Genomic DNA, 18,339 nt, shown 5'->3' on the forward strand with positions numbered 1-18,339 from the left:
TTCCACGCAAGCTGCGCTGCTACCAGGTTCGCCATGTCCTCAGGGCCACTTCACCGCGGGAGGCATTGAGGAGAGTATCGAGTTCACATTGCCGCCGGTCTTGAGACCGAAGGTGGTGCCTCGATCATAGAGCAAGTTGAACTCGACATAGCGGCCGCGCCGCACGAGCTGTTCGTCGCGCTCGGCTTCGGTCCAGGCTTTCTCGAAATTGCGGCGGACGAGCCTTGGATAAATGCCAAGGAACGCCTCACCAACCGCCTGGGTGAAGGCGAAGTCTGCCTCCCAGTCGCCGGAGTTGAAGTGGTCATAGAAGATGCCACCAATGCCGCGTGGCTCATTGCGGTGCGGCAGGAAGAAATACTCGTCGCACCAGGCCTTGAAGCGGTCATAGTCGACGCCAGGCCGGCCGTCACAAGCCGCTTTCATCGCGGCGTGGAAGTCGATGGTGTCGGGGTCGGTCTGGGTGCGGCGATTGTCCAGCACCGGGGTGAGGTCAGCGCCACCGCCCCACCACTGCTTGCCGGTCACGATCATGCGCGTGTTCATGTGCACGGCGGGTACATGCGGGTTCCAGGGATGGATGATGAGCGATATCCCCGAGCTCCAGAAGGCGGTGCCGGCCTCGGTTCCCGGCATCTGCCGGGCGAACTCTTCAGTGAAGTGCCCGTGCACCGTTGAGATGTGCACCCCCGCCTTTTCGAAGACGCGGCCATGCAGCATGGACATCTCGCCGCCACCACCGGCCGGACGATCCCAGGGCGTGCGTTCGAAGGCGCCCGGTGCCAGGTCGGCATTGGGGACAGTCACCTCGCGCTCAAGGGTTTCGAGTTCGGCGCAGATGCGATCGCGCAGGGTGCGGAACCAGGCGCTGGCAGCAGTTTTCTTGGAGTCGATATCGGCGGGCAGGGTCATGAGGGGGGAATGGACCTTCAGCGCTGTTCTGTAAAGGGCGTCATGGCAGGCAGGCCCCCGGTCTGCCGCAAGGCTTCTCCGAGTATCATGCTGCCAGCAAGGGCGACGTTGATCGAGCGCAATCCGGGCCGCATGGGGATGCGCACGCGCAGATCACACTGCTCGCCAACCGCGTCCGGAACGCCGGCGCTTTCACGGCCGAGTAGGAGAATGTCGCCCGCTGCATATTGGACCTCATAGGCGGAGGTTTCGGCTTTGGTGGTGAGCAGAACCAGCCGCCGGCCCTGCCCGGTACGCCAGGCCTCGAAAGCGGTGAAGCTGTCGTGCTCGACCAGGGCGGCCTTGTCGAGATAATCCATGCCTGCGCGCGCCAGATTGCGATCCGTGAGGGCGAATCCGGCCGGATGGATGACGTGCACGACGACCCCCATGCAGGCGCCCAGGCGCAGCAAGGTGCCGGTGTTTGCAGCAATGTCCGGTTGATAAAGAGCCAGGTCGAGGGTCATTTGCAGTGTATTTCCGGTCGGTAGAGTGCCCCGATTTCCGGGCCAGCTCGGGTATAGTGTCGCAGTTGTGCGCTGTCACGGCGCGCGCACTGGACAAGTTCCTGTGACAGTGCAAAAAGGGCCTAGCTGACGGGCCGCTTGAGGGCGCACGGCGGTCGATTCTGCTTATGCGGACGACTAATCCGGGGCCGGCATCGTCAATTGTGCATGTTACGGGGATACGGACCTTGGCCACGCAAGCAGAACATTCATCCACAAACCGGCGCGACTTTCTGTATGTCGCCACCGGCGCCGTCGGCGCGGTCGGCGCTGCCGCCGTGGTCTGGCCGCTGATCAATCAGCTCAATCCCGACGCGTCGACCCTGGCGCTGGCCAGCATCGAGTTCGACATTTCTGCCATCCCCGAAGGGCAGTCGGTGACCATCACCTGGCGCGGCCTGCCGGTATTCGTGCGCCATCGCACGGCGGCGGAAATCGAGGAAGCCAAGGCGGTGCCGCTGGCCGAGCTGAAGGATCCGCAGACCGATGAGGAGCGTACCAAGGAGGGTCACGAGCAATGGCTGGTGATGATCGCCAATTGTACGCATCTGGGCTGTATTCCGGTCGGTGAGTCGGGTGATTTCGATGGCTGGTTCTGTCCCTGCCACGGTTCGCACTACGATACCGCAGGCCGTATCCGCCGCGGTCCCGCGCCCAAGAACCTGGTCGTTCCGCCTTATGAATTCGTCAGCGATACGCTGATCCAGATCGGTTAGTGGGGGCTTTTCCGATGTCCGAACATTCTACCTATACGCCCGGAAATGCCGTCGAGAAGTGGCTCGACGACCGTCTGCCGATCATCCGGTTCTCCAAAGAGCACCTGATGGATTTTCCGACGCCGAAGAACCTCAACTACTGGTGGACCTTCGGTGCGATCCTCGTGATGTGCCTCGGCGTGCAGATCGTCACCGGCATCATCCTGGCGATGCACTACACCCCCAATGTGGGTCTTGCCTTTGACTCGGTCGAGCATATCCGCCGCGACGTCAATGGCGGCCGCATCATTCAGGCCGTCCACGCCGTGGGCGCCTCGATGTTCTTCGTCGCCCTCTATATCCACATGTTCCGCGGTCTTTTCTACGGCTCGTACAAGGCGCCGCGCGAGATCATCTGGATCCTGGGCGTGCTGATTTTCATCCTCACCGTCGCCACTGCCTTCATGGGCTACATCCTGCCCTGGGGCCAGATGTCCTTCTGGGGCGCCACGGTTATCTCCAACATCTTCTCGGCCATTCCGGTGGTCGGCGAAAACATCAAGCAGCTGGTGCTGGGCGGCTTCGCCGTGGGCAACCCGACGCTCAACCGCTTCTTCTCGCTGCATTATCTGCTGCCCTTCGTGATCGCGGCCATTGTGGGCCTGCATATCTGGGCACTGCACGTTCCGGGCAATAACAACCCGATCGGCGTGGAAGTGAAGGAAAGCCGCGACACCGTCGCCTTCCATCCCTACTACACGATGAAGGACCTGTTCGCGATGGTGGTGTTCCTTATCCCCTTTGCCTGGTTCGTGTTCTTCGCCCCCGATATTCTGGGTCACCCCGACAACTACATCATGGCCAACAGCCAGGTGACGCCGGCCCATATCGTGCCCGAATGGTACCTGCTGCCCTTCTACACGATCCTGCGCGCCATCGACTTCAACGTGCTGTTCATCGACTCCAAGCTCGGCGGCGTTATCGCCATGGGCGGCGCGCTGGTCATGCTGCTGGTCGTGCCGTGGCTCGATACTTCCAAGGTCCGCTCGGGCACGTTCCGTCCGATGTTCAAGTGGTTCTATGCGCTGTTCGTGATCAACTTCATCGGCCTGACCTATCTGGGTGCGCAGCCGGCAGAGGGCATCTACACGGTGCTGGCCAAGGTCTGCACGGCCTACTACTTCATCTACTTCCTGGTGGTGCTGCCGGTGCTTTCGCGCATCGAGACGCCGAAGCCGCTGCCGACCAGCATTTCCGAGAGCGTTCTCGGCAAGGCACACGCGTGATCGGGGCGATAGACATGTTCAAGACCAAGTTCATCATCGCCGCTGTCGCCGCCATGGTTGGTTTGTCCACCGTCTCGGCCCAGGCCGCCGAAGCCGGTGCGCATATCGAGCGCCAGAGCTGGAGCTTTGCGGGCATTTTCGGCACCTATGACGAGCATCAGCTGCAGCGTGGTTTCCAGGTGTTCCGTGAGGTCTGCGCCAGCTGCCACAGCGCGCGCCTGATTTCGTTCCGCAACCTTGCCGAACCGGGTGGCCCGGGCTTCTCCGAGGCTCAGGTCAAGGCATTGGCGGCCGAATATGAGGTCGCCGATCCGACCGCAGACGGTGGCGTGCGTCCGGGTGTCGCGGCCGATCGCTGGCCCTCGTCCTTCGCCAATGATCAGGAAGCGCGCGACGCCAATGGCGGCTCGCTACCACCGGACTTTTCGGTGCTGGCCAAGGCCCGTGGCGTGACGGACCCGTTCCCGAACTGGGTGTTCAACTACTTCACTGGCTACCAGGAAGGTGGCGTGGACTATATCCACGCTCTGCTCAACGGCTATCATGAGGAAGTGCCGGAGACGGCGCCCGAAGGGTTCGAACTGGCCGACGGCAAGTACTACAACGACTACTTCCCGGGCCACGCCATCGGCATGGCGCCGCCATTGTCTGACGGCCTGGTGACCTATGAGCCGGGTGAAGATGGCGTCACGGTTCCAGAGACTGTGGAGCAGTATTCCACCGATGTGGCCGCTTTCATGATGTGGATGGCCGAGCCGCACCTGGTTTCGCGCAAGCAGACCGGCTTCGTGGTGCTGCTGTTCCTGGTGCTGTTCGCCGGCCTGATGTACGCCACCAAGCGCAAGCTCTGGGCCGGCATCGAGCACTGACCCACGGCGGCGCGTCGCGCCGCCAAAACTCCCCGGTGGGGAGTTTTGAGTGGGTCAGGCCCGGAGAGCTACGCTCGAAGGGCATACACGGAAAGTTGTGTCTTAGGGGCCCCGCGTGGGCCCCTTTTTGCTTTTTTCGTCGCAATCAATTGCACGTCCATGTCCGCCCGACCCCTTGCCTTCGCGGCTGCCAATCGCGATATTGGCCGCAGCCTGGGTTCCAGAGGAAACCGCGATGTCCGCAGTTCGCCTTGCCGTTACAGTTGTCAGCACTGCCCTTGCAATGAGCCGCCATCCGGCGGTTCGTGCGGGCGTGCAGGCCGTGGTCAACAATCCCAAGGCGCGCGAGACTGCCATCAGCACCACGCGCAATGTCGCCTACAATGCCGGCGTTATCGCGCGGCACGTCCTGGGCCGCAACAAGTCCTGACTTTTCACAAGAACTCACAAGGCCATCGATGTCGCTCGACCTGAAGTCGCTCGTCCGTACGATCCCCGACTATCCCAAGAAGGGCATTCTGTTTCGGGATATCACCACGTTGATCGAGCATCCGGAGGGGTTTCGGGAAAGCATCGAGCGGATCGCGCAGCGCTATCGCGGGCAGGGCTTTACCCATGTCGCTGGTATCGAGGCACGCGGATTCATCTTCGGTGCCGGAGTGGCCATCGCCATGGGGGTCGGCTTTGTGCCGGTGCGCAAGCGGGGCAAGCTGCCCGGCGAGACCATCGGCCAGAACTATGCGCTCGAATATGGCGTGGACACGATCGAGATCCATGCGGACGTGCTGAGCAATGTGCACAAGGTATTGCTGGTCGATGATCTGATCGCCACCGGCGGCACCGCTTTGGCGGCCGTGGGTCTGATGCGGCGGACTGGTGCAATTTGCGACGATGCAGCCTTCGTCATCGATCTTCCCGATATCGGCGGCGCCGCCAAGCTGGAGGCCGAGGGGGTCAAGGTGATGTCGCTGATCGCGTTTGAAGGGCACTGATTATCGCCCGCCCGCCGCACCTACCAGTTGTTGCGGCCGTCCAGTCTTTCGATATCGATCGCTGACCAATCCAGATCATCGATCAGGTTGAGGTTGACCTGGTAAACCCGCTCAGCGGGCATGGCATTGGGGTCTCCGTTCTTGGGCGTACCGTCGGCATTGTACATCGACGCCCAGTCCGGGCTGTCGCCCCAGGTCTGCATGCCGCATTTGCCACAGAAGTGATGAAGGTTCATCGGCCCGGGCGCATAGGTCGCCTCGCCGTCCCTCGACACAAAGCGGAGCTGATCCGGCCGGTAATAGGCCCAGACCGCACCGGTGCGCGCACAGAAGGTACAATTGCATGACCGCGCCTGTGTGGGCGGCGCAGGCAAGGCGATGCGGGTGCTGCCGCAGTGGCAGGATGCGATGAGCGTCATGGCCAGACTCCGTCGGTGATGGCTGACCCTATCGGCCAGGGTCACGACAGAAGCTGTCAGCACTCTCGTCAGGCAGCCATAGCCTCCTGCTTGTCGACGAGGCAGAACTGGTTGCCTTCGGGGTCGCGCATGACGGTATAGGTCGGCAGGACCCGGTCAAGACTTGCGCCGACCTGCTTGAGGCGTTCCACCTCTGCGGCCCGATCCACGACCTGAACGTCAAAATGCACGCGATTGTTGTCGGGCCGTTGGCCATCGACATTCTGGAAACAAATGGAAGGCCCCGGGCCGTCGATGATGAGGATGGTCGGCACGTCTGGATCGAGACCGAGCACTAGGCTCAAAGCCTGGTCGGTTTCCGTTTCGCGCAGCGCGTAGCCCTCGAGCAGATCGGCCCAGAAGGGGGCCAGCACCGCGGGTTCGGCACAATCAAAGACGATTTCATGGATAGCGCCCATAGGCCTGTCTCCTCTGTCACGATGACATTTCGTTAACGGCCAATTGCGGCAAGACTGGTGCAGGGGTCCGGCATGGTGCCGGGCCCCTGCTTCTCCTATTTCCGTCCCGGTATTTCCAGCAGCGCCGCGAGAGGCGGCAGGCTGGCAGCTGGGGCCTTGGCAGGCTTTGCCGTGGCTTTGGCCGGAGGCGGCACGGGCTGGCCGTGGCGCGGCACATTCTTGGTGTGCTTGACCGGCAGAGGGCGCTGGAACTGATTTTTGGGCATAGGACATCCTTTCCCGCCCGGCATGGCAATACGCGGGCTGGCTGGAGCAAATCTGTGCGTGGCAAAACCACGCGATGAGGCGGTATTGGGTGGGACGCCGGGAATGCAGGATGGAAGCAGAGGGACGGGCTCAGGCCGTCAGGGCACCTTGTCTGTCGATCTCGTCCAGGCCGGCATCCAGCACAATCCGGTCACACGCATGGCGTGGAACGGTTGCGGCGCGGCGTCCGGTACGAGTTCTCAGATCATTTGGGTGCGAAACCTCCGAATTGATGTGCGCAGCATAGGCAAGGAAAAAGGCCAGCGTCAACGCCGGCCTTTTCAATGCTTTGGATTGGTTGCGGGCTGTGCCCAAGCGGTTACGGTTCCAGCCGGCCCGTCTCGGGCGCGTCTTCCGCGCTGATGTCGGGCTCGTTGCGGGTCTTCCACAAGGAGTAGAGCACGCCACCGGCCAGGATCGAGATGGTCACGCCAAGGGCGAGCAAGGTGTCGATCTTGATGCCCAGGGGCACGAGGAAGATCTTGATGCCGATCAGCACCAGGATGATCGCCAGTGATACCTGCAGATAGCGGAAGCGGTTCATGGCCGCCGCGAGCGCAAAGTAGAGGGCGCGCAGGCCGAGAATGGCGAAGATGTTGGAGGTGTAGACGATGAAGGTGTCCTGCGTGACCGCGAAGACGGCAGGCACGGAGTCGACGGCAAAGATCAGGTCGACGATCTCAACCATGATCAGGGCGACGGCCAGGGGCGTGAGCCAGGTCACGATCTTGCCGGTCTTGGGATCAGGCTCCTTGACCGTGAAGTGGCGTCCGCGCAGCGAGTTGGTGATGCGGAAATGCCGGCGCAGGAAGATGAGAATCTTGTTGCTTTCCATGTCCGGCTCGTCGTCGGAATGGGAGAACATGCGAATGCCGGTAAACACCAGGAAGGCGCCGAAGAGGAACAGGATTGCCTCGAACTGGTGCACTAGCGCGGCGCCGACACCAATCAGAATGGCGCGGAACAGGATGACGCCCAGAATGCCCCAGAACAGCACACGGTGCTGGTAGAGCCGGGGAATGCCCAGGAAGCCGAAGATCGTGGCTATGACGAACATATTGTCCATGGCCAGGGACTGTTCGATCAGATAGCCGGTGTAGAATTCGAGGCCGGATTGCGCCCCGCGGCTGAACCAGACCCAGGCGCCAAAGGCCAGGGCAATCAGGACATAGAAACCGTAGAGCAGCAGGCTCTCCTTGGCTTCGATCTCGTGTTCATCCCGGTGCAGGATGCCAAGGTCAAAGACAAGCAGCGCAATGACGATCGCGATGAACGCGACCCAGAAATAGACGGGTGTACCGAGAAAATCGCCCGTAAGGGCGGCAAAAAGCGATTCCATCGCCGGACCTTCTCCATGTAACTAGGTGGAGCAGTTCCGACATCGCCATAGCAAGGGGCTATGACCAGAGGGGCCCGGCACTGCCCTCTCTAAATGCGGGAAAAGGCGGAAAAGTTCAACCCCCTGCTTTTGGAGGAGGAGCGGGCGGTCTTGCGCCGTCCGCCGATCGCTGCCTCAGCGCGGGTTGCAGAGCATGACGATGGCGTCGGCCGTTTCGAGCTGCAGGGCGGAGCCATAATTGACGTCGTCGATCAGCCGGCCGGCCTGAATGGCGCCATTGGCGCGCAGATTGCCGTCGTTGAAACCAACGCCGTCCTGGTACGGGGTAATGGTGCCGGTGCCGGAGCTGGGATCATTGGCTGTGCGCGCCGCCCAGCCATAGACCTGGCCATAGATGGTCAAAATGCCCGCGCGATTGGTGGTGGCGTCGCGGCAGCTCCAATTGCCCTGATAGGCCTGGGCGAGTGCCGGCATTGCGGACAGGGCGAAAAGGGCAAAGGTGAGGGCGAATCGGCGCATGGCCAGAGCATGCCGAGGTGCCCCCGCACGATCAAGAGCCGCGCCTGATCAGCTTTCCGAGAACAGGCACTCTGGTGAGCGCGAGCAACAGTTGCAGCTTGAGCGGCATGCGATAATCCCGCAGCTTGGAAAAGCCGACCAGATGCGCCTCATAGACCAGTTCCCCGCGCTGATTGACAGCGGTGAGCTGGTTGAACAGCAGGCCCCAGCCAGGGATGGAGTTGGACGGGCGCTTGTCGGTGACGGTCAAGGTGTAGGTCACCGTATCGCCGGGGCGGACAGGAGCCTTGAAATCCATGGCATTGACGCCAGGTGAGGGGCCGGAGACGCCCGGTTCCTGTCCCAGGCCGCGCAGGCGCTCCTCCTCGGCAGACAGCGCATCGACCATTTTGCGGTGGCCGACACTGACCGTATGCCAGCCGGAGGCTATCAGCCCGCCGAAATGGCTGTGTTGGGCCAGTTCGGGGTCGGTGTGGAAATATTGCGGGTCGTAAAGCGTGGCGAAGCGGATGATCTCTTCGGCCGAAAAAGTGTGATCGCCCAGCGGGAAGGCCTCGTTGACCGTGATGTCCTCGAACCAGCGGGTCATGCCGCCACCTCAGGATTGCGGCATTCGACCAGATTGGCCAGCCGCATGGTCATGACCGGCTTCTGCTTCTGGTTGCGGATATCGAAATCAAGCGTGACAATTCCCCATTGCGGATGGCTGGTGGAGCGCCGCAACTCGACGATGGTGACCGTGCCGCCAATGGTGTCGTCCACCATGACGGGGTTCTTCCATTTAAGGTCCCGGAAGCCAAGGCCGCCGCAGGAGGCGATCTTGGAAAGGAAGTTGTCAACCAGCATCCTGAGGCTCAGCGCCCCGGTCTGCCAGCCGCTGGAGGCCAGGCCGCCCAGGAGGCTCGCCTTGGCCGCCGCTTCATCGAGATGAAACGGGAAGGGATCGAACTCCCGCGCAAAGGTAATGATCATGTCCTTGGAGACGGTCGTGTGCCCCAGGTCGATCACCTCGCCCACGGCAAGGTCCTCGAAGTGACGCCGATCTTTGGTGACAGGATTGGTCATCTGCTTTCCCTATACGTCAATCGGGTTTTGCCACGCTGCGTTTCCGGGGGCAAGGGATAGATGGGCTGTACTGGCCGGCCAAGCCGGTTTCGACAGGGCAGGGCGCCAAAACATTGACATCGGCGGCGATCCCGCCCAATTGGTGCGCAACGATTTCCCGGAGATACCCATGGGCTTCAAGATGGGCATTGTCGGCCTGCCGAATGTCGGCAAGTCGACACTTTTCAATGCACTCACCCGCACCGCCGCCGCGCAGGCGGCCAATTTTCCCTTCTGCACCATCGAGCCCAATGTGGGCGAGGTGTCCGTGCCCGATCCGCGGCTGGAAAAGCTGGCGGCCATCGGCAAGTCGGTGAACATCCTGCCCGCGCGCATGAGCTTTGTGGATATTGCGGGCCTCGTCAAAGGCGCTTCGCAGGGGGAAGGGCTGGGCAACCAGTTTCTTGCCAATATCCGCGAGACCGATGCCATCGCCTATGTGCTGCGCTGCTTTGAAGACAGCAATGTCATCCACGTTTCCAACAAGGTCGATCCGCTGGCCGACGCCGAAGTGGTCGAGACCGAGTTGATGCTGGCGGACCTCGAAAGCCTCGAAAAGCGCCGTCCGAACCTTGAGAAGAAGGCCAAGGGCAATGACAAGGAGGCCAAGCAGACCCTCGAGCTGGTCGACCGCGCCCTGGCGGTCCTGCGCGAAGGTAAGTCGGCCCGCTTCGTCCAGCGCGACCCCGAGGAAGAAAAGGCCTTCACCGATCTGCAATTGCTGACCAGCAAGCCCGTTCTCTATGTCTGCAATGTCGACGAGGCCTCGGCGGCGACGGGCAATGAGCATTCCAGGAAGGTCGAGGACTATGCCGCGGCCAATCATGCCGGCGTTGTCATCATCTCGGCCGAGATCGAGAGCCAGCTGGCCCAGCTCCCCGATGATGAGCAGGCCGAATATCTGGATTCCCTGGGCCTCGACCAGCCCGGCCTCAACCGGCTGATCCGCGCCGCCTATGACCTTCTGAACCTGCAGACCTATTTCACGGTCGGCCCCAAGGAAACCCGCGCCTGGACCATCCATCGCGGCGACAAGGCCCCGCAGGCAGCCGGCGTCATCCATACCGATTTCGAGCGCGGCTTCATCCGCGCCCAGACCATCGGCTATGAGGATTTCGTGACCCTGGGCGGCGAAGTGGCTGCCAAGGAAGCCGGCAAGGCGCGCGACGAAGGCAAGGACTATGTCGTCAAGGATGGCGACGTCATGCTGTTCAAGTTCAACGTCTAGCGCTCACGTCGACTAGATGACCGGAAGGCCGGTGCCTGCGCGAAACCGCAGGGCCGGCCTTCCATCTTTCCGGGTGACGCGATAGTCGACCAGATCGCCCCAGCCGGCCTGCCAAAGCGCTGCGTCGTTCAGCAGGACAAAGATCGCCGTGTATTCCCCGCGCAGCCGCAGCAGCGCGGCGCGGAACAGCACCAGGTCTGGCGCAGCCTCTTCCTGCTCCTCATCACCTTCAATGCAGGCGAGGACCATGGAGGCGCCCCGCCAGATGCGCACCAGGATTGCGCCTTCGGGCAGATCGGTCGCTTCCAGCAGCCGGTAATATCTGTCGCGCATGGAAATTTGCCTCCACGCATCCAGACTCGCCGCGGCCGGTAAAGGCGACGCTGCCAGCCGGGTATGGACAAATGCGGGGGCAGTTCGTTTTTCTTAGAAAACCGGAATAAAGGCATTCTATCCCGGATTGCATCATCGGCAATGGACGATAGCATTGGGATCAAAGCGGCAGGAGGAGCCGCAGGCCGGTCCCGGCCCGTTACGGAGCATCCCCAATGGCAAACCCCAAGATCACCTTCATCGGTGCAGGCTCGTCCGTGTTCATGAAGAACATTGTTGGCGACATTCTGCAACGTCCAGCCCTGGCCGGCGCCGAAATCCGGCTGATGGACATCAATCCCACGCGCCTGGAAGAAAGCGCGATCATCGCCGGCAAGCTGGTCAAGACGCTGGGCGTCCCGGCCACCGTCAGCACCTATTCAAACCAGCGCGAAGCGCTGGACGGCACCAATTTCGTGGTCGTCTGCTTCCAGATCGGCGGCTATGAGCCCTCGACCGTGGTCGATTTCGAGGTGCCCAAGAAATACAATCTGCGCCAGACCATTGCTGACACGCTGGGCGTTGGCGGCATCATGCGCGGCCTCAGGACCGTGCCACATCTGTGGAGCATCTGCGAGGACATGATGCAGGTCGCGCCCGACGCGGTGATGCTGCAATATGTGAATCCCATGGCCATCAACACCTGGGCGATTGCGGAAAAATATCCGAGCATCAAACAGGTTGGCCTTTGCCATTCGGTGCAGGGCACGGCCATGGAGCTGGCGCACGACCTCGACATTCCCTACGAGGAAATCCGCTACCGCTCGGCCGGCATCAACCACATGGCCTTCTATCTCAAGTTCGAGCATCGCCAGCCGGACGGCACCTATAAGGACCTCTATCCCGAGCTGCACCGCGCCTATCGCGAAGGCCGCGCCCCCAAGCCGGGCTGGAACCCGCGCTGCCCCAACAAGGTGCGCTACGAGATGATGACGCGGCTGGGCTATTTCGTCACCGAAAGCTCGGAGCACTTTGCCGAATACACGCCCTATTTCATCAAGGAAGGGCGCGAGGACATCATCGAGAAATTCGGCATTCCGCTCGATGAATATCCCAAGCGCTGCGTCGAGCAGATCGCCAAGTGGAAGCAGACCAGCGACGACTACAAAAAGGCCGACCGCATCGAGGTCAAGGAGAGCAAGGAATATGCCTCTTCGATCGTCAACTCGGTCTGGACCGGCGAGCCCTCGGTGATCTACGGTAATCTGCGCAATAACGGCGTCATCACCTCGCTGCCCAACAATGCGGCCGTCGAAGTGCCGTGCCTGGTTGATGACAACGGGTTGCAGCCCACCTATATCGGCGAGCTGCCGCCCCAGCTGACGGCCCTGATGCGCACCAATATCAATGTGCAGGAACTCACCGTCCGGGCGCTGATGGAAGAAAAGCGCGAGCATATCTACCATGCCGCCATGATGGACCCGCACACCGCTGCCGAACTCGATCTCGACCAGATCTGGAACGTCGTCGACGACCTCATCGAAGCCCATGGCGACTGGCTCCCCGAATGGGCCCGCGGCCCTCGCAAGGCCGCCGTGGCCTGACGGAAAACCACATTCCTGCCCGAGAACTCACCACCCGGCTTTGCCGGGTGGTTTTTTGTTTGGGGGAGGCGCGGGACGTCTGAGGGGGCGCTTTTGGAAACGCGCCTGTCGCGATGTGGCTATCGCGCTGGTCGCTGACCGATGCCTTCGATGACGATACGGATGATGTGTCTGATTTCGTCCGCGCTGAATGGTCGCCCTGCGAGCACGCTCAGCATGGCCTGCCCATAAATCCCCAGCAGAACCAGCGCCATGAAATTGGGGTCGTCGTCCTTGCGGATGCGGCCCTGTTGCTGGCCAAGCAGCAGAATGTCCCTGACCAGCCCTTGAAAGGACGGCCGCTCGGCAGGCGGCTCCAGGGTCGGCCTTTCCGCGGGCGCCAAAGCGAGCTTCGCCAGTGCGGCATTGGCCAGACACCATTGCGCGCTGTCGAGCAGAACGTCCTCGAGCAGAGCCAGCGCGTTGTCTCCCGCTTCGATGCGGTGGCGATAAGGCGCGTCCCTGGCTTCCACCAGGGCGATGAGCTGGAGGGCGATATCCTCCTTGGAGGCGAACAAATTGTAGACCGTCTTGCGGGTCAGGCCTGCCCGGTTGGCGATTTCCTCAACCGAGCTTCCGGCAAATCCCAACTCCCGAAATGCGGCATCTGCCGCCTGGAGGATGAGCGCGCGGGATCGGTCAGTTCGTTTCGGCATTGTCATTTTTACATCATTGTATAAATTTACACATGTGTAAATGTCTTGGAGTGGTTGCGATGCTGAATGAGTTTGGACCCAATATCTGGACTGCAGAAGGCCCGACAATCACCGCAGCGGCCGGGTTTCATTATCCCACGCGCATGGCGGTCATCCGTCTGGCCAGTGGCGATCTGGTGCTGTGGTCGCCAATAGCGCTCACCGACGATCTGCGCGCCGGCATCGAGAAATTGGGGACGGTGCGCCATCTGGTCCCGCCCAATTCCCTCCACCACACCTTTCTCGGCGACTGGCAGCGGGCCTATCCGGAAGCAAGAACCTATGCGCCGCCCGGCCTTCGCGCGATGCGCCAGGATATTCGGTTTGACGCCGATTTTGGCGACGCCCCGATTGCGGCATGGGCCGGGCAGATCGACCACGCGATCATGTGGGGCAACCGGATCATGACCGAGGTGGTGCTGTTTCATCGCGAAAGCGGCACGGCGATCTTCACCGATCTCATCCAGCAATTGCCGCGCGGATGGTTCACCGGTTGGCGCGCACTTGTGGCCCGTCTGGACCTGATGGTGGCGGATGAACCTGCCGTGCCAAGAAAATTCAGGCTCGCCTTCACGGACAAACGCGCGGCGCGTGCGGCTCTCGAACACATTCTGGCCTGGCCCACCGAAAAGGTCATCATGGCCCATGGTCCGCTGATCCACGATGGCAGTCAGGCGTTGCTCCGCCGAGCCTTTCGCTGGCTGATTGACTGAAAAAGGCCACCACGCGGCCAAACGCGACCTGACCAGATCTTGAACCTCGTAAAGGACTTCACCGCAGCCCATTCCGTTGCATCAATGCTGCCTCACCCATCAGCCGTCACCCTCGGGCTTGAGCCGAGGGCGCTGTACTTGTAGGGCGGTTATGGGGGTGGGGAGCGGACGGGCGGCTCGTCGCAAACTGGATCCTGAAAATGGCCGTTCAGCCGCGGGCCGCGGTGGCAGAGTGATCAAGTTGCGTCCTTTCGCGCAACCCACTGTGTATGTTCTCGCGAAAAGGCCAGCTCGGCCTCATTCACGAAGTCCGAGAACTCACTCTCCGTCTTCACAGATTCGGCATTCCCTTTGATGAGGCCAATCTCGTGCGCAGCTAAATTGTAGCTGGCAACCAACTCGCTATGTCGTTTCATTTGGACCCAGCCAAGCACTGACGTGACCAAAACAATCAGCGGATCAAACAAGCGCGAAAGTCCAGAATAGCCCAACTCGTCTGAGTAAAGGGATAGTGCCGCAGCCACGTAGATCACAATCGTGATGGCCACCCAAACGTGTAACATCCGTCTGTTCCACACGGACTTCCTCGCGTACCAGCGACGCTGGTCATCGACCCGGTTGGCGATGTAGTACGCAATCCGCTCGCGCAAGCCGAGCCCGCGGATGTCGAGCATGGAAACCGTCACCTGTTCCGACTCTGGCGTAATAAGCTCCTGCGCAATAGCTTGGTTCGACTTTAAGATTCCTCGAAGCTGGTTCCGGAATGCCGCTTTTGGAATTTCGATCCTGTCGGCATCGACAAAAGGGTGCGCTCTCATGCAGAATCGCCAAGTCAAGGTCTTAACGGACTCAGCTAGCGCTCGGCACTTGTACCAGTCTTGATCGAGTTTCCGTACAACCTTGTAGACAAAAAGGCCAGCCAAGATGACAAGAAGAACGGTTACTGTTAGCCTGCTTTGCTTGAATATATCCGCACTTGCCAGCGAAGCACTAACTACCAGTAACAAGATATACTCGGTACGTATCATCCAAAGGAATTTGAACTGAGCACGAGCGGAGCCACGATCTGCGCTCGTGTAAAGCGCAGGATATTCGAGTTTCGATTCGTTCATGAAATTTGCCTGATGCCCGCCACGATGGAGTCCGAGTTCCAATTTACCACCGCGTCGGAGGCGTTTATTACAGCCTGAGGCATCACCTTCGCCGAACGGGGGCGTACACCAAGAATAGGCTTGTCGATACTTTTGGCAAAATCTATCTCGAACTGAATCCAGTCGCTGTAGTTTGTCCACATTCCACCAATGATTATTACACACTGGACGGGCCTGATTTGGTTGCGGAGTTGCTCCTTCAAGGAACTCGCGCTTAATCCCAAAAAGGCTTTGCTTTCTGGCACAGAATAGTTTTGCCATTCGAAATACGGACGATTGACCAGCAGATTAACCATGGAGTTGTAGCGCTCGCTGTACGACCAAGAGTGGCTGATAAATAGACGCTTAGGCATGTTATCTCTTTCAAAGACCTAAAGGACAGATATCATCACAGAAGCGATAGTAGAATACAATAATAAGAATTTTCATGGGTATCACGTTCTTCTATGCCCTCGTCACAGGGGGAGAAAATCATAGGAAAGGCGTTTATTTGCAGGCTCAGTTGTTCATAGTGGAACGCAGACATACGGCTGCTTTTGGAACATCTTCGGGTCAGTCAATGACCGAAAGGGGATCGAAGCCTGTCGTCCCCTCCCTTGATCCCTCCCCACAAGGGGGAGGGAAGCGAGATAGGACTTAGCTTCAGCTAAGTCCGCAAAGTCGAGCAGGGTGGGGGTGTCGGGCTATCAACGCATTGAGACGGCAGGCAATTCACAAAATAATCCCCGCCCCCAAAACCTCCCGCATAATCCGCCCGTCCTCACCGACAACACGCGGTACCGACGAAGTGCCGGGTGAGGAGGCAGGCCGCACGGTGTCGATCGGGCGGAGGCGTGTATGCTGACCACCGGCCGGTTGCCGGCGGCACGGGCATGAGATCGGGACCAAGCGCCATCGCGAGGCCCCACCGGCAGACTTTTGCCGGACGTATCCATTCCGTGATCCGGGGCAACAACCCGCAAGGGGGCCGCTCGATGCGTGCGTCCGAAATCCTGTTCGTGGGAAGCGGCTTTCGCCTCTTCTTTATTTAACTGAGGCGAAAGCCGCTTTTCACCGTGCAACCGCGAGGCAGCAATGCCAGGGCGGCGCAAGGTCATGCTTGCTCAGTCCAGTGGGCGCGCGCCGGGCGCAATCATGCCCTTGGTCTGAATTTGCGCATAGGCCACGGCCAGCGCAAACACGCCGAAGATGCAAAGGACCGCTGCAATGACAAGAATGGTGCCGGTCGACATCGAAAACCTCCAGGTTAGGGTGGCTTTCATTTCCCATCGGCCCTCCGATGCCGGATTGATCCGGATCAACGGATTTTACGATTTTGCCCGGGTGGCGCGCGGGCGCGGCGAAGGATAGGCTCGCTCCAATTGATTCAAGAGCAAGAAGGCATTTGCCCAAATGAGCAATTCCCCCATCGATCCGGTCAAACTCGACAAGCTCGGCGAAGTCGCCATCAAGGTCGGGCTGCAACTGGCCGAGGGCCAGGACCTGATCATCACCGCCCCGATGACGGCAGCCCCCCTCGTGCGCCGCATCACCGAGCACGCCTACAAGGCTGGCGCGGGTCTGGTGACCACCATCTATTCCGACGAGGAGGCAACCCTTGCCCGTTATCGTCACGCCAAGGATCTGAGCTTTGATCGTGCCGCTGGCTGGCTCTATGCCGGCATGGCCGAAGCCTACAAGAACAATGCGGCGCGTCTCGCGATCTCTGGCGACAACCCCATGATGCTGGCCAATGAGGACCCCGAAAAGGTTTCCCGCGCCAATCGCGCCAATTCGGCCGCCTATCGCCCGGCTCTCGAGCTGATCACCGGCTTTGCCATCAACTGGAACATTGTGTCCTACCCCACCCCGAACTGGGCCAAGCTGGTCTTCCCCAACGATCCCGAAGACATCGCCATCGCCAAGCTCGCCGACGCCATCTTCAAGGCCAGTCGCGTCGATCAGGATGATCCGATTGCCGCCTGGAAGGCGCACAACGCCAATCTCAAGGCCCGCTGGACCTGGCTCAACGGCAAGAAGTTCTCGGCTCTCAAATATACCGGCCCGGGCACCGATCTCACCGTCGGCCTTGCCGATGGCCATCGCTGGAAGGGCGGTGCGTCCGAGGCCAAGAACGGGGTCACCTGCAACCCCAATATCCCCACCGAGGAAGTGTTCACCACGCCCCACCGCCTGCGGGTGGAGGGCACCGTGGCGGCCACCAAGCCGCTCTCGCATAACGGCACCCTGATCGAAAACATCCAGGCCCGCTTTGAAGACGGCCGCATGGTCGAATTGAAGGCCACCAAGGGCGAGAACGTCTTCAACAAGGTGCTCGACACCGATGAAGGCGCCCGGCGCCTGGGCGAAGTGGCGCTGGTGCCGCACTCCTCGCCCATCTCGGCCTCGGGCATTCTCTTCTACAACACGCTCTACGACGAAAACGCCTCGTGCCACATCGCCATGGGCCAGTGCTATGCCGACTGCTTCGAAGGCGGCAAGGACCTGACCCCCGACCAGATCTTCGCCCAGGGTGGCAACAAGTCGCTGATCCATATCGACTGGATGATCGGCTCGGACAAGGTCGATATCGACGGCGTCCGCGCCGACGGCACCACCGAGCCGGTCATGCGCAAGGGCGAATGGGCGTTTTGATTGAGCCTGTGAAGGGGGAGGCTACTCCCCCTTCAACTCCAGGAATTCCTCCGCGCTCAGCACCAGCTTGCGGTCAATTTCGCCGATTTCGGCCTCGTCCTTGCCCTCATAGTCGAGGCCATGCAGCACAGTGCGGATGGCATTGAGCCTTAGGCGCTTCTTGTCATTGGCGCGGATCACCGTCCAAGGCGCATGGGCACTGTCGGTTTCGCGCAACATCCTGTCCCGGGCCACGGAGTAATCCTCCCACTTGGTCAAGGCCTTAAGATCGACCGGTGAGAGCTTCCAGGTCTTGAGCGGGTTATGCGCCCGGTCATGGAAACGCTTCAATTGCATTTCCCGGCCAATCGAGAGCCAGAGCTTGAAGACCTTGATGCCGTCCCGGGTTAGCTGCTTTTCAAAATCCGGTGCCTCTTCCAGGAAGCGCGTCGTTTCCTCGGGCGTGCAGAACCCCATCACAGGCTCGACCACCGCCCGGTTGTACCAGGAGCGATCGAACAGCACCATTTCCCCCGCCGC

At 60.7% G+C, this 18,339-nt stretch carries 22 protein-coding genes and 1 pseudogene; 9 read left to right on the plus strand and 14 right to left on the minus strand.

Translation table 11 applies throughout. From position 1 onward, the window contains the following. Positions 1-39: 39 nt before the first annotated feature. Together hemF and QZ564_RS03400 are read right to left on the minus strand one after the other, a co-directional pair. Positions 40-912, minus strand: coding sequence for an oxygen-dependent coproporphyrinogen oxidase (gene hemF / locus QZ564_RS03395; protein WP_297104585.1), 873 nt, complete (start codon positions 910-912; stop codon positions 40-42). 17 nt (positions 913-929) lie between these two features. Next, a complete protein-coding gene (locus tag QZ564_RS03400; protein ID WP_297104588.1) occupies positions 930-1,418 on the minus strand; it encodes a tRNA (cytidine(34)-2'-O)-methyltransferase in 489 nt (162 codons plus the stop codon). Positions 1,419-1,645: 227 nt separating this feature from the next. Between QZ564_RS03400 and petA the strand changes: the two genes are divergently transcribed. The 5 genes from petA (at position 1,646) to QZ564_RS03425 (ending at position 5,299) form a co-directional block, all read left to right on the plus strand. Next, positions 1,646-2,173, plus strand: coding sequence for a ubiquinol-cytochrome c reductase iron-sulfur subunit (gene petA, locus QZ564_RS03405; protein ID WP_297104591.1), 528 nt, complete (start codon positions 1,646-1,648; stop codon positions 2,171-2,173). A gap of 14 nt (positions 2,174-2,187) precedes the next feature. Then, positions 2,188-3,438 (plus strand): cytochrome b N-terminal domain-containing protein, encoded by a 1,251-nt coding sequence (locus QZ564_RS03410; RefSeq protein WP_297104593.1) that lies wholly within the window; start codon positions 2,188-2,190, stop codon positions 3,436-3,438. A gap of 53 nt (positions 3,439-3,491) precedes the next feature. Continuing rightward, entirely contained in the window at positions 3,492-4,307 is an 816-nt protein-coding gene (locus QZ564_RS03415; RefSeq protein ID WP_297104673.1) for a cytochrome c1, read from the plus strand. A gap of 235 nt (positions 4,308-4,542) precedes the next feature. Continuing rightward, complete coding sequence (locus tag QZ564_RS03420) at positions 4,543-4,737, plus strand: hypothetical protein (RefSeq protein WP_297104596.1); 195 nt, start codon at positions 4,543-4,545, stop codon at positions 4,735-4,737. A gap of 28 nt (positions 4,738-4,765) precedes the next feature. After that, entirely contained in the window at positions 4,766-5,299 is a 534-nt protein-coding gene (locus QZ564_RS03425; protein ID WP_297104599.1) for an adenine phosphoribosyltransferase, read from the plus strand. 20 nt (positions 5,300-5,319) lie between these two features. On the opposite strand, the gene QZ564_RS03430 is transcribed toward QZ564_RS03425, so the two are convergent. The 6 genes from QZ564_RS03430 to QZ564_RS03455 all read right to left on the minus strand — a co-directional run bounded on the left by QZ564_RS03430 (position 5,320) and on the right by QZ564_RS03455 (position 9,405). Next, positions 5,320-5,718 carry a GFA family protein gene (locus QZ564_RS03430; RefSeq protein WP_297104602.1) on the minus strand — a complete coding sequence of 133 codons (399 nt, stop codon included), beginning with the start codon at positions 5,716-5,718 and terminating at the stop codon, positions 5,320-5,322. A 68-nt stretch (positions 5,719-5,786) separates the two neighbouring features. Beyond that, positions 5,787-6,176, minus strand: coding sequence for a VOC family protein (locus tag QZ564_RS03435; protein WP_297104605.1), 390 nt, complete (start codon positions 6,174-6,176; stop codon positions 5,787-5,789). Positions 6,177-6,801: 625 nt separating this feature from the next. Next, complete coding sequence (locus tag QZ564_RS03440; protein ID WP_297104610.1) at positions 6,802-7,821, minus strand: TerC family protein; 1,020 nt, start codon at positions 7,819-7,821, stop codon at positions 6,802-6,804. Between the two features lie 174 nt (positions 7,822-7,995). Continuing rightward, on the minus strand, positions 7,996-8,340 hold the full coding sequence (locus QZ564_RS03445; RefSeq protein ID WP_297104613.1) for a hypothetical protein: 345 nt from the start codon (positions 8,338-8,340) through the stop codon (positions 7,996-7,998). Positions 8,341-8,371: 31 nt separating this feature from the next. Beyond that, positions 8,372-8,929, minus strand: coding sequence for a MaoC family dehydratase (locus tag QZ564_RS03450; RefSeq protein WP_297104616.1), 558 nt, complete (start codon positions 8,927-8,929; stop codon positions 8,372-8,374). Next, on the minus strand, positions 8,926-9,405 hold the full coding sequence (locus QZ564_RS03455; protein ID WP_297104618.1) for a MaoC family dehydratase: 480 nt from the start codon (positions 9,403-9,405) through the stop codon (positions 8,926-8,928). The genes QZ564_RS03450 and QZ564_RS03455 overlap by 4 nt, the downstream gene beginning before the upstream one ends. 169 nt (positions 9,406-9,574) lie before the next feature. Here QZ564_RS03455 and ychF point away from each other — a divergent pair, with 169 nt between their 5' ends. Beyond that, on the plus strand, positions 9,575-10,672 hold the full coding sequence (ychF, locus tag QZ564_RS03460) for a redox-regulated ATPase YchF (RefSeq protein ID WP_297104621.1): 1,098 nt from the start codon (positions 9,575-9,577) through the stop codon (positions 10,670-10,672). 12 nt (positions 10,673-10,684) lie between these two features. On the opposite strand, the gene QZ564_RS03465 is transcribed toward ychF, so the two are convergent. Beyond that, positions 10,685-11,005 (minus strand): hypothetical protein, encoded by a 321-nt coding sequence (locus tag QZ564_RS03465; RefSeq protein WP_297104624.1) that lies wholly within the window; start codon positions 11,003-11,005, stop codon positions 10,685-10,687. 215 nt (positions 11,006-11,220) lie between these two features. On the opposite strand from QZ564_RS03465, the gene QZ564_RS03470 reads away from it, so the two are divergent. Continuing rightward, complete coding sequence (locus QZ564_RS03470; RefSeq protein WP_297104629.1) at positions 11,221-12,588, plus strand: alpha-glucosidase/alpha-galactosidase; 1,368 nt, start codon at positions 11,221-11,223, stop codon at positions 12,586-12,588. Positions 12,589-12,707: 119 nt separating this feature from the next. Here the strand turns inward: QZ564_RS03470 and QZ564_RS03475 are convergent, their stop codons facing one another. Continuing rightward, entirely contained in the window at positions 12,708-13,289 is a 582-nt protein-coding gene (locus QZ564_RS03475) for a TetR/AcrR family transcriptional regulator (RefSeq protein WP_297104632.1), read from the minus strand. Positions 13,290-13,342: 53 nt separating this feature from the next. Between QZ564_RS03475 and QZ564_RS03480 the strand changes: the two genes are divergently transcribed. Next, positions 13,343-14,035, plus strand: coding sequence for a DUF4336 domain-containing protein (locus QZ564_RS03480; protein WP_297104635.1), 693 nt, complete (start codon positions 13,343-13,345; stop codon positions 14,033-14,035). A 236-nt stretch (positions 14,036-14,271) separates the two neighbouring features. On the opposite strand, the gene QZ564_RS03485 is transcribed toward QZ564_RS03480, so the two are convergent. The 3 genes from QZ564_RS03485 to QZ564_RS03495 all read right to left on the minus strand — a co-directional run bounded on the left by QZ564_RS03485 (position 14,272) and on the right by QZ564_RS03495 (position 16,418). Beyond that, entirely contained in the window at positions 14,272-15,147 is an 876-nt protein-coding gene (locus QZ564_RS03485; protein WP_297104639.1) for a DUF4231 domain-containing protein, read from the minus strand. After that, a complete protein-coding gene (locus QZ564_RS03490; protein ID WP_297104644.1) occupies positions 15,144-15,539 on the minus strand; it encodes a TIR domain-containing protein in 396 nt (131 codons plus the stop codon). The genes QZ564_RS03485 and QZ564_RS03490 overlap by 4 nt, the downstream gene beginning before the upstream one ends. 750 nt (positions 15,540-16,289) lie before the next feature. Beyond that, positions 16,290-16,418 (minus strand): hypothetical protein, encoded by a 129-nt coding sequence (locus QZ564_RS03495; protein WP_297104647.1) that lies wholly within the window; start codon positions 16,416-16,418, stop codon positions 16,290-16,292. A 160-nt stretch (positions 16,419-16,578) separates the two neighbouring features. Between QZ564_RS03495 and QZ564_RS03500 the strand changes: the two genes are divergently transcribed. Continuing rightward, positions 16,579-17,820: an aminopeptidase gene (locus QZ564_RS03500; protein ID WP_297104650.1), complete on the plus strand. Its 1,242-nt coding sequence runs from the start codon at positions 16,579-16,581 to the stop codon at positions 17,818-17,820. Between the two features lie 21 nt (positions 17,821-17,841). On the opposite strand, the pseudogene QZ564_RS03505 reads toward QZ564_RS03500, so the two are convergent. After that, positions 17,842-18,339: pseudogene (locus tag QZ564_RS03505) on the minus strand (polyphosphate kinase 2); the annotation flags it as partial.

Source organism: uncultured Devosia sp., assembly GCF_913055165.1.
Classification (GTDB): domain Bacteria; phylum Pseudomonadota; class Alphaproteobacteria; order Rhizobiales; family Devosiaceae; genus Devosia.

Excerpts from the sequence above, each read along its gene's own strand:
- hemF (WP_297104585.1), bottom strand. The coding sequence starts at position 912 with ATGACCCTGCCCGCCGATATCGACTCCAAGAAAACTGCTGCCAGCGCC.
- QZ564_RS03400 (WP_297104588.1), bottom strand. The coding sequence starts at position 1,418 with ATGACCCTCGACCTGGCTCTTTATCAACCGGACATTGCTGCAAACACC.
- QZ564_RS03410 (WP_297104593.1), top strand. The coding sequence starts at position 2,188 with ATGTCCGAACATTCTACCTATACGCCCGGAAATGCCGTCGAGAAGTGG.
- QZ564_RS03415 (WP_297104673.1), top strand. The coding sequence starts at position 3,492 with ATGGTTGGTTTGTCCACCGTCTCGGCCCAGGCCGCCGAAGCCGGTGCG.
- QZ564_RS03420 (WP_297104596.1), top strand. The coding sequence starts at position 4,543 with ATGTCCGCAGTTCGCCTTGCCGTTACAGTTGTCAGCACTGCCCTTGCA.
- QZ564_RS03425 (WP_297104599.1), top strand. The coding sequence starts at position 4,766 with ATGTCGCTCGACCTGAAGTCGCTCGTCCGTACGATCCCCGACTATCCC.
- QZ564_RS03430 (WP_297104602.1), bottom strand. The coding sequence starts at position 5,718 with ATGACGCTCATCGCATCCTGCCACTGCGGCAGCACCCGCATCGCCTTG.
- QZ564_RS03435 (WP_297104605.1), bottom strand. The coding sequence starts at position 6,176 with ATGGGCGCTATCCATGAAATCGTCTTTGATTGTGCCGAACCCGCGGTG.
- QZ564_RS03440 (WP_297104610.1), bottom strand. The coding sequence starts at position 7,821 with ATGGAATCGCTTTTTGCCGCCCTTACGGGCGATTTTCTCGGTACACCC.
- QZ564_RS03445 (WP_297104613.1), bottom strand. The coding sequence starts at position 8,340 with ATGCGCCGATTCGCCCTCACCTTTGCCCTTTTCGCCCTGTCCGCAATG.
- QZ564_RS03450 (WP_297104616.1), bottom strand. The coding sequence starts at position 8,929 with ATGACCCGCTGGTTCGAGGACATCACGGTCAACGAGGCCTTCCCGCTG.
- QZ564_RS03455 (WP_297104618.1), bottom strand. The coding sequence starts at position 9,405 with ATGACCAATCCTGTCACCAAAGATCGGCGTCACTTCGAGGACCTTGCC.
- ychF (WP_297104621.1), top strand. The coding sequence starts at position 9,575 with ATGGGCTTCAAGATGGGCATTGTCGGCCTGCCGAATGTCGGCAAGTCG.
- QZ564_RS03465 (WP_297104624.1), bottom strand. The coding sequence starts at position 11,005 with ATGCGCGACAGATATTACCGGCTGCTGGAAGCGACCGATCTGCCCGAA.
- QZ564_RS03470 (WP_297104629.1), top strand. The coding sequence starts at position 11,221 with ATGGCAAACCCCAAGATCACCTTCATCGGTGCAGGCTCGTCCGTGTTC.
- QZ564_RS03475 (WP_297104632.1), bottom strand. The coding sequence starts at position 13,289 with ATGACAATGCCGAAACGAACTGACCGATCCCGCGCGCTCATCCTCCAG.
- QZ564_RS03480 (WP_297104635.1), top strand. The coding sequence starts at position 13,343 with ATGCTGAATGAGTTTGGACCCAATATCTGGACTGCAGAAGGCCCGACA.
- QZ564_RS03485 (WP_297104639.1), bottom strand. The coding sequence starts at position 15,147 with ATGAACGAATCGAAACTCGAATATCCTGCGCTTTACACGAGCGCAGAT.
- QZ564_RS03490 (WP_297104644.1), bottom strand. The coding sequence starts at position 15,539 with ATGCCTAAGCGTCTATTTATCAGCCACTCTTGGTCGTACAGCGAGCGC.
- QZ564_RS03495 (WP_297104647.1), bottom strand. The coding sequence starts at position 16,418 with ATGTCGACCGGCACCATTCTTGTCATTGCAGCGGTCCTTTGCATCTTC.
- QZ564_RS03500 (WP_297104650.1), top strand. The coding sequence starts at position 16,579 with ATGAGCAATTCCCCCATCGATCCGGTCAAACTCGACAAGCTCGGCGAA.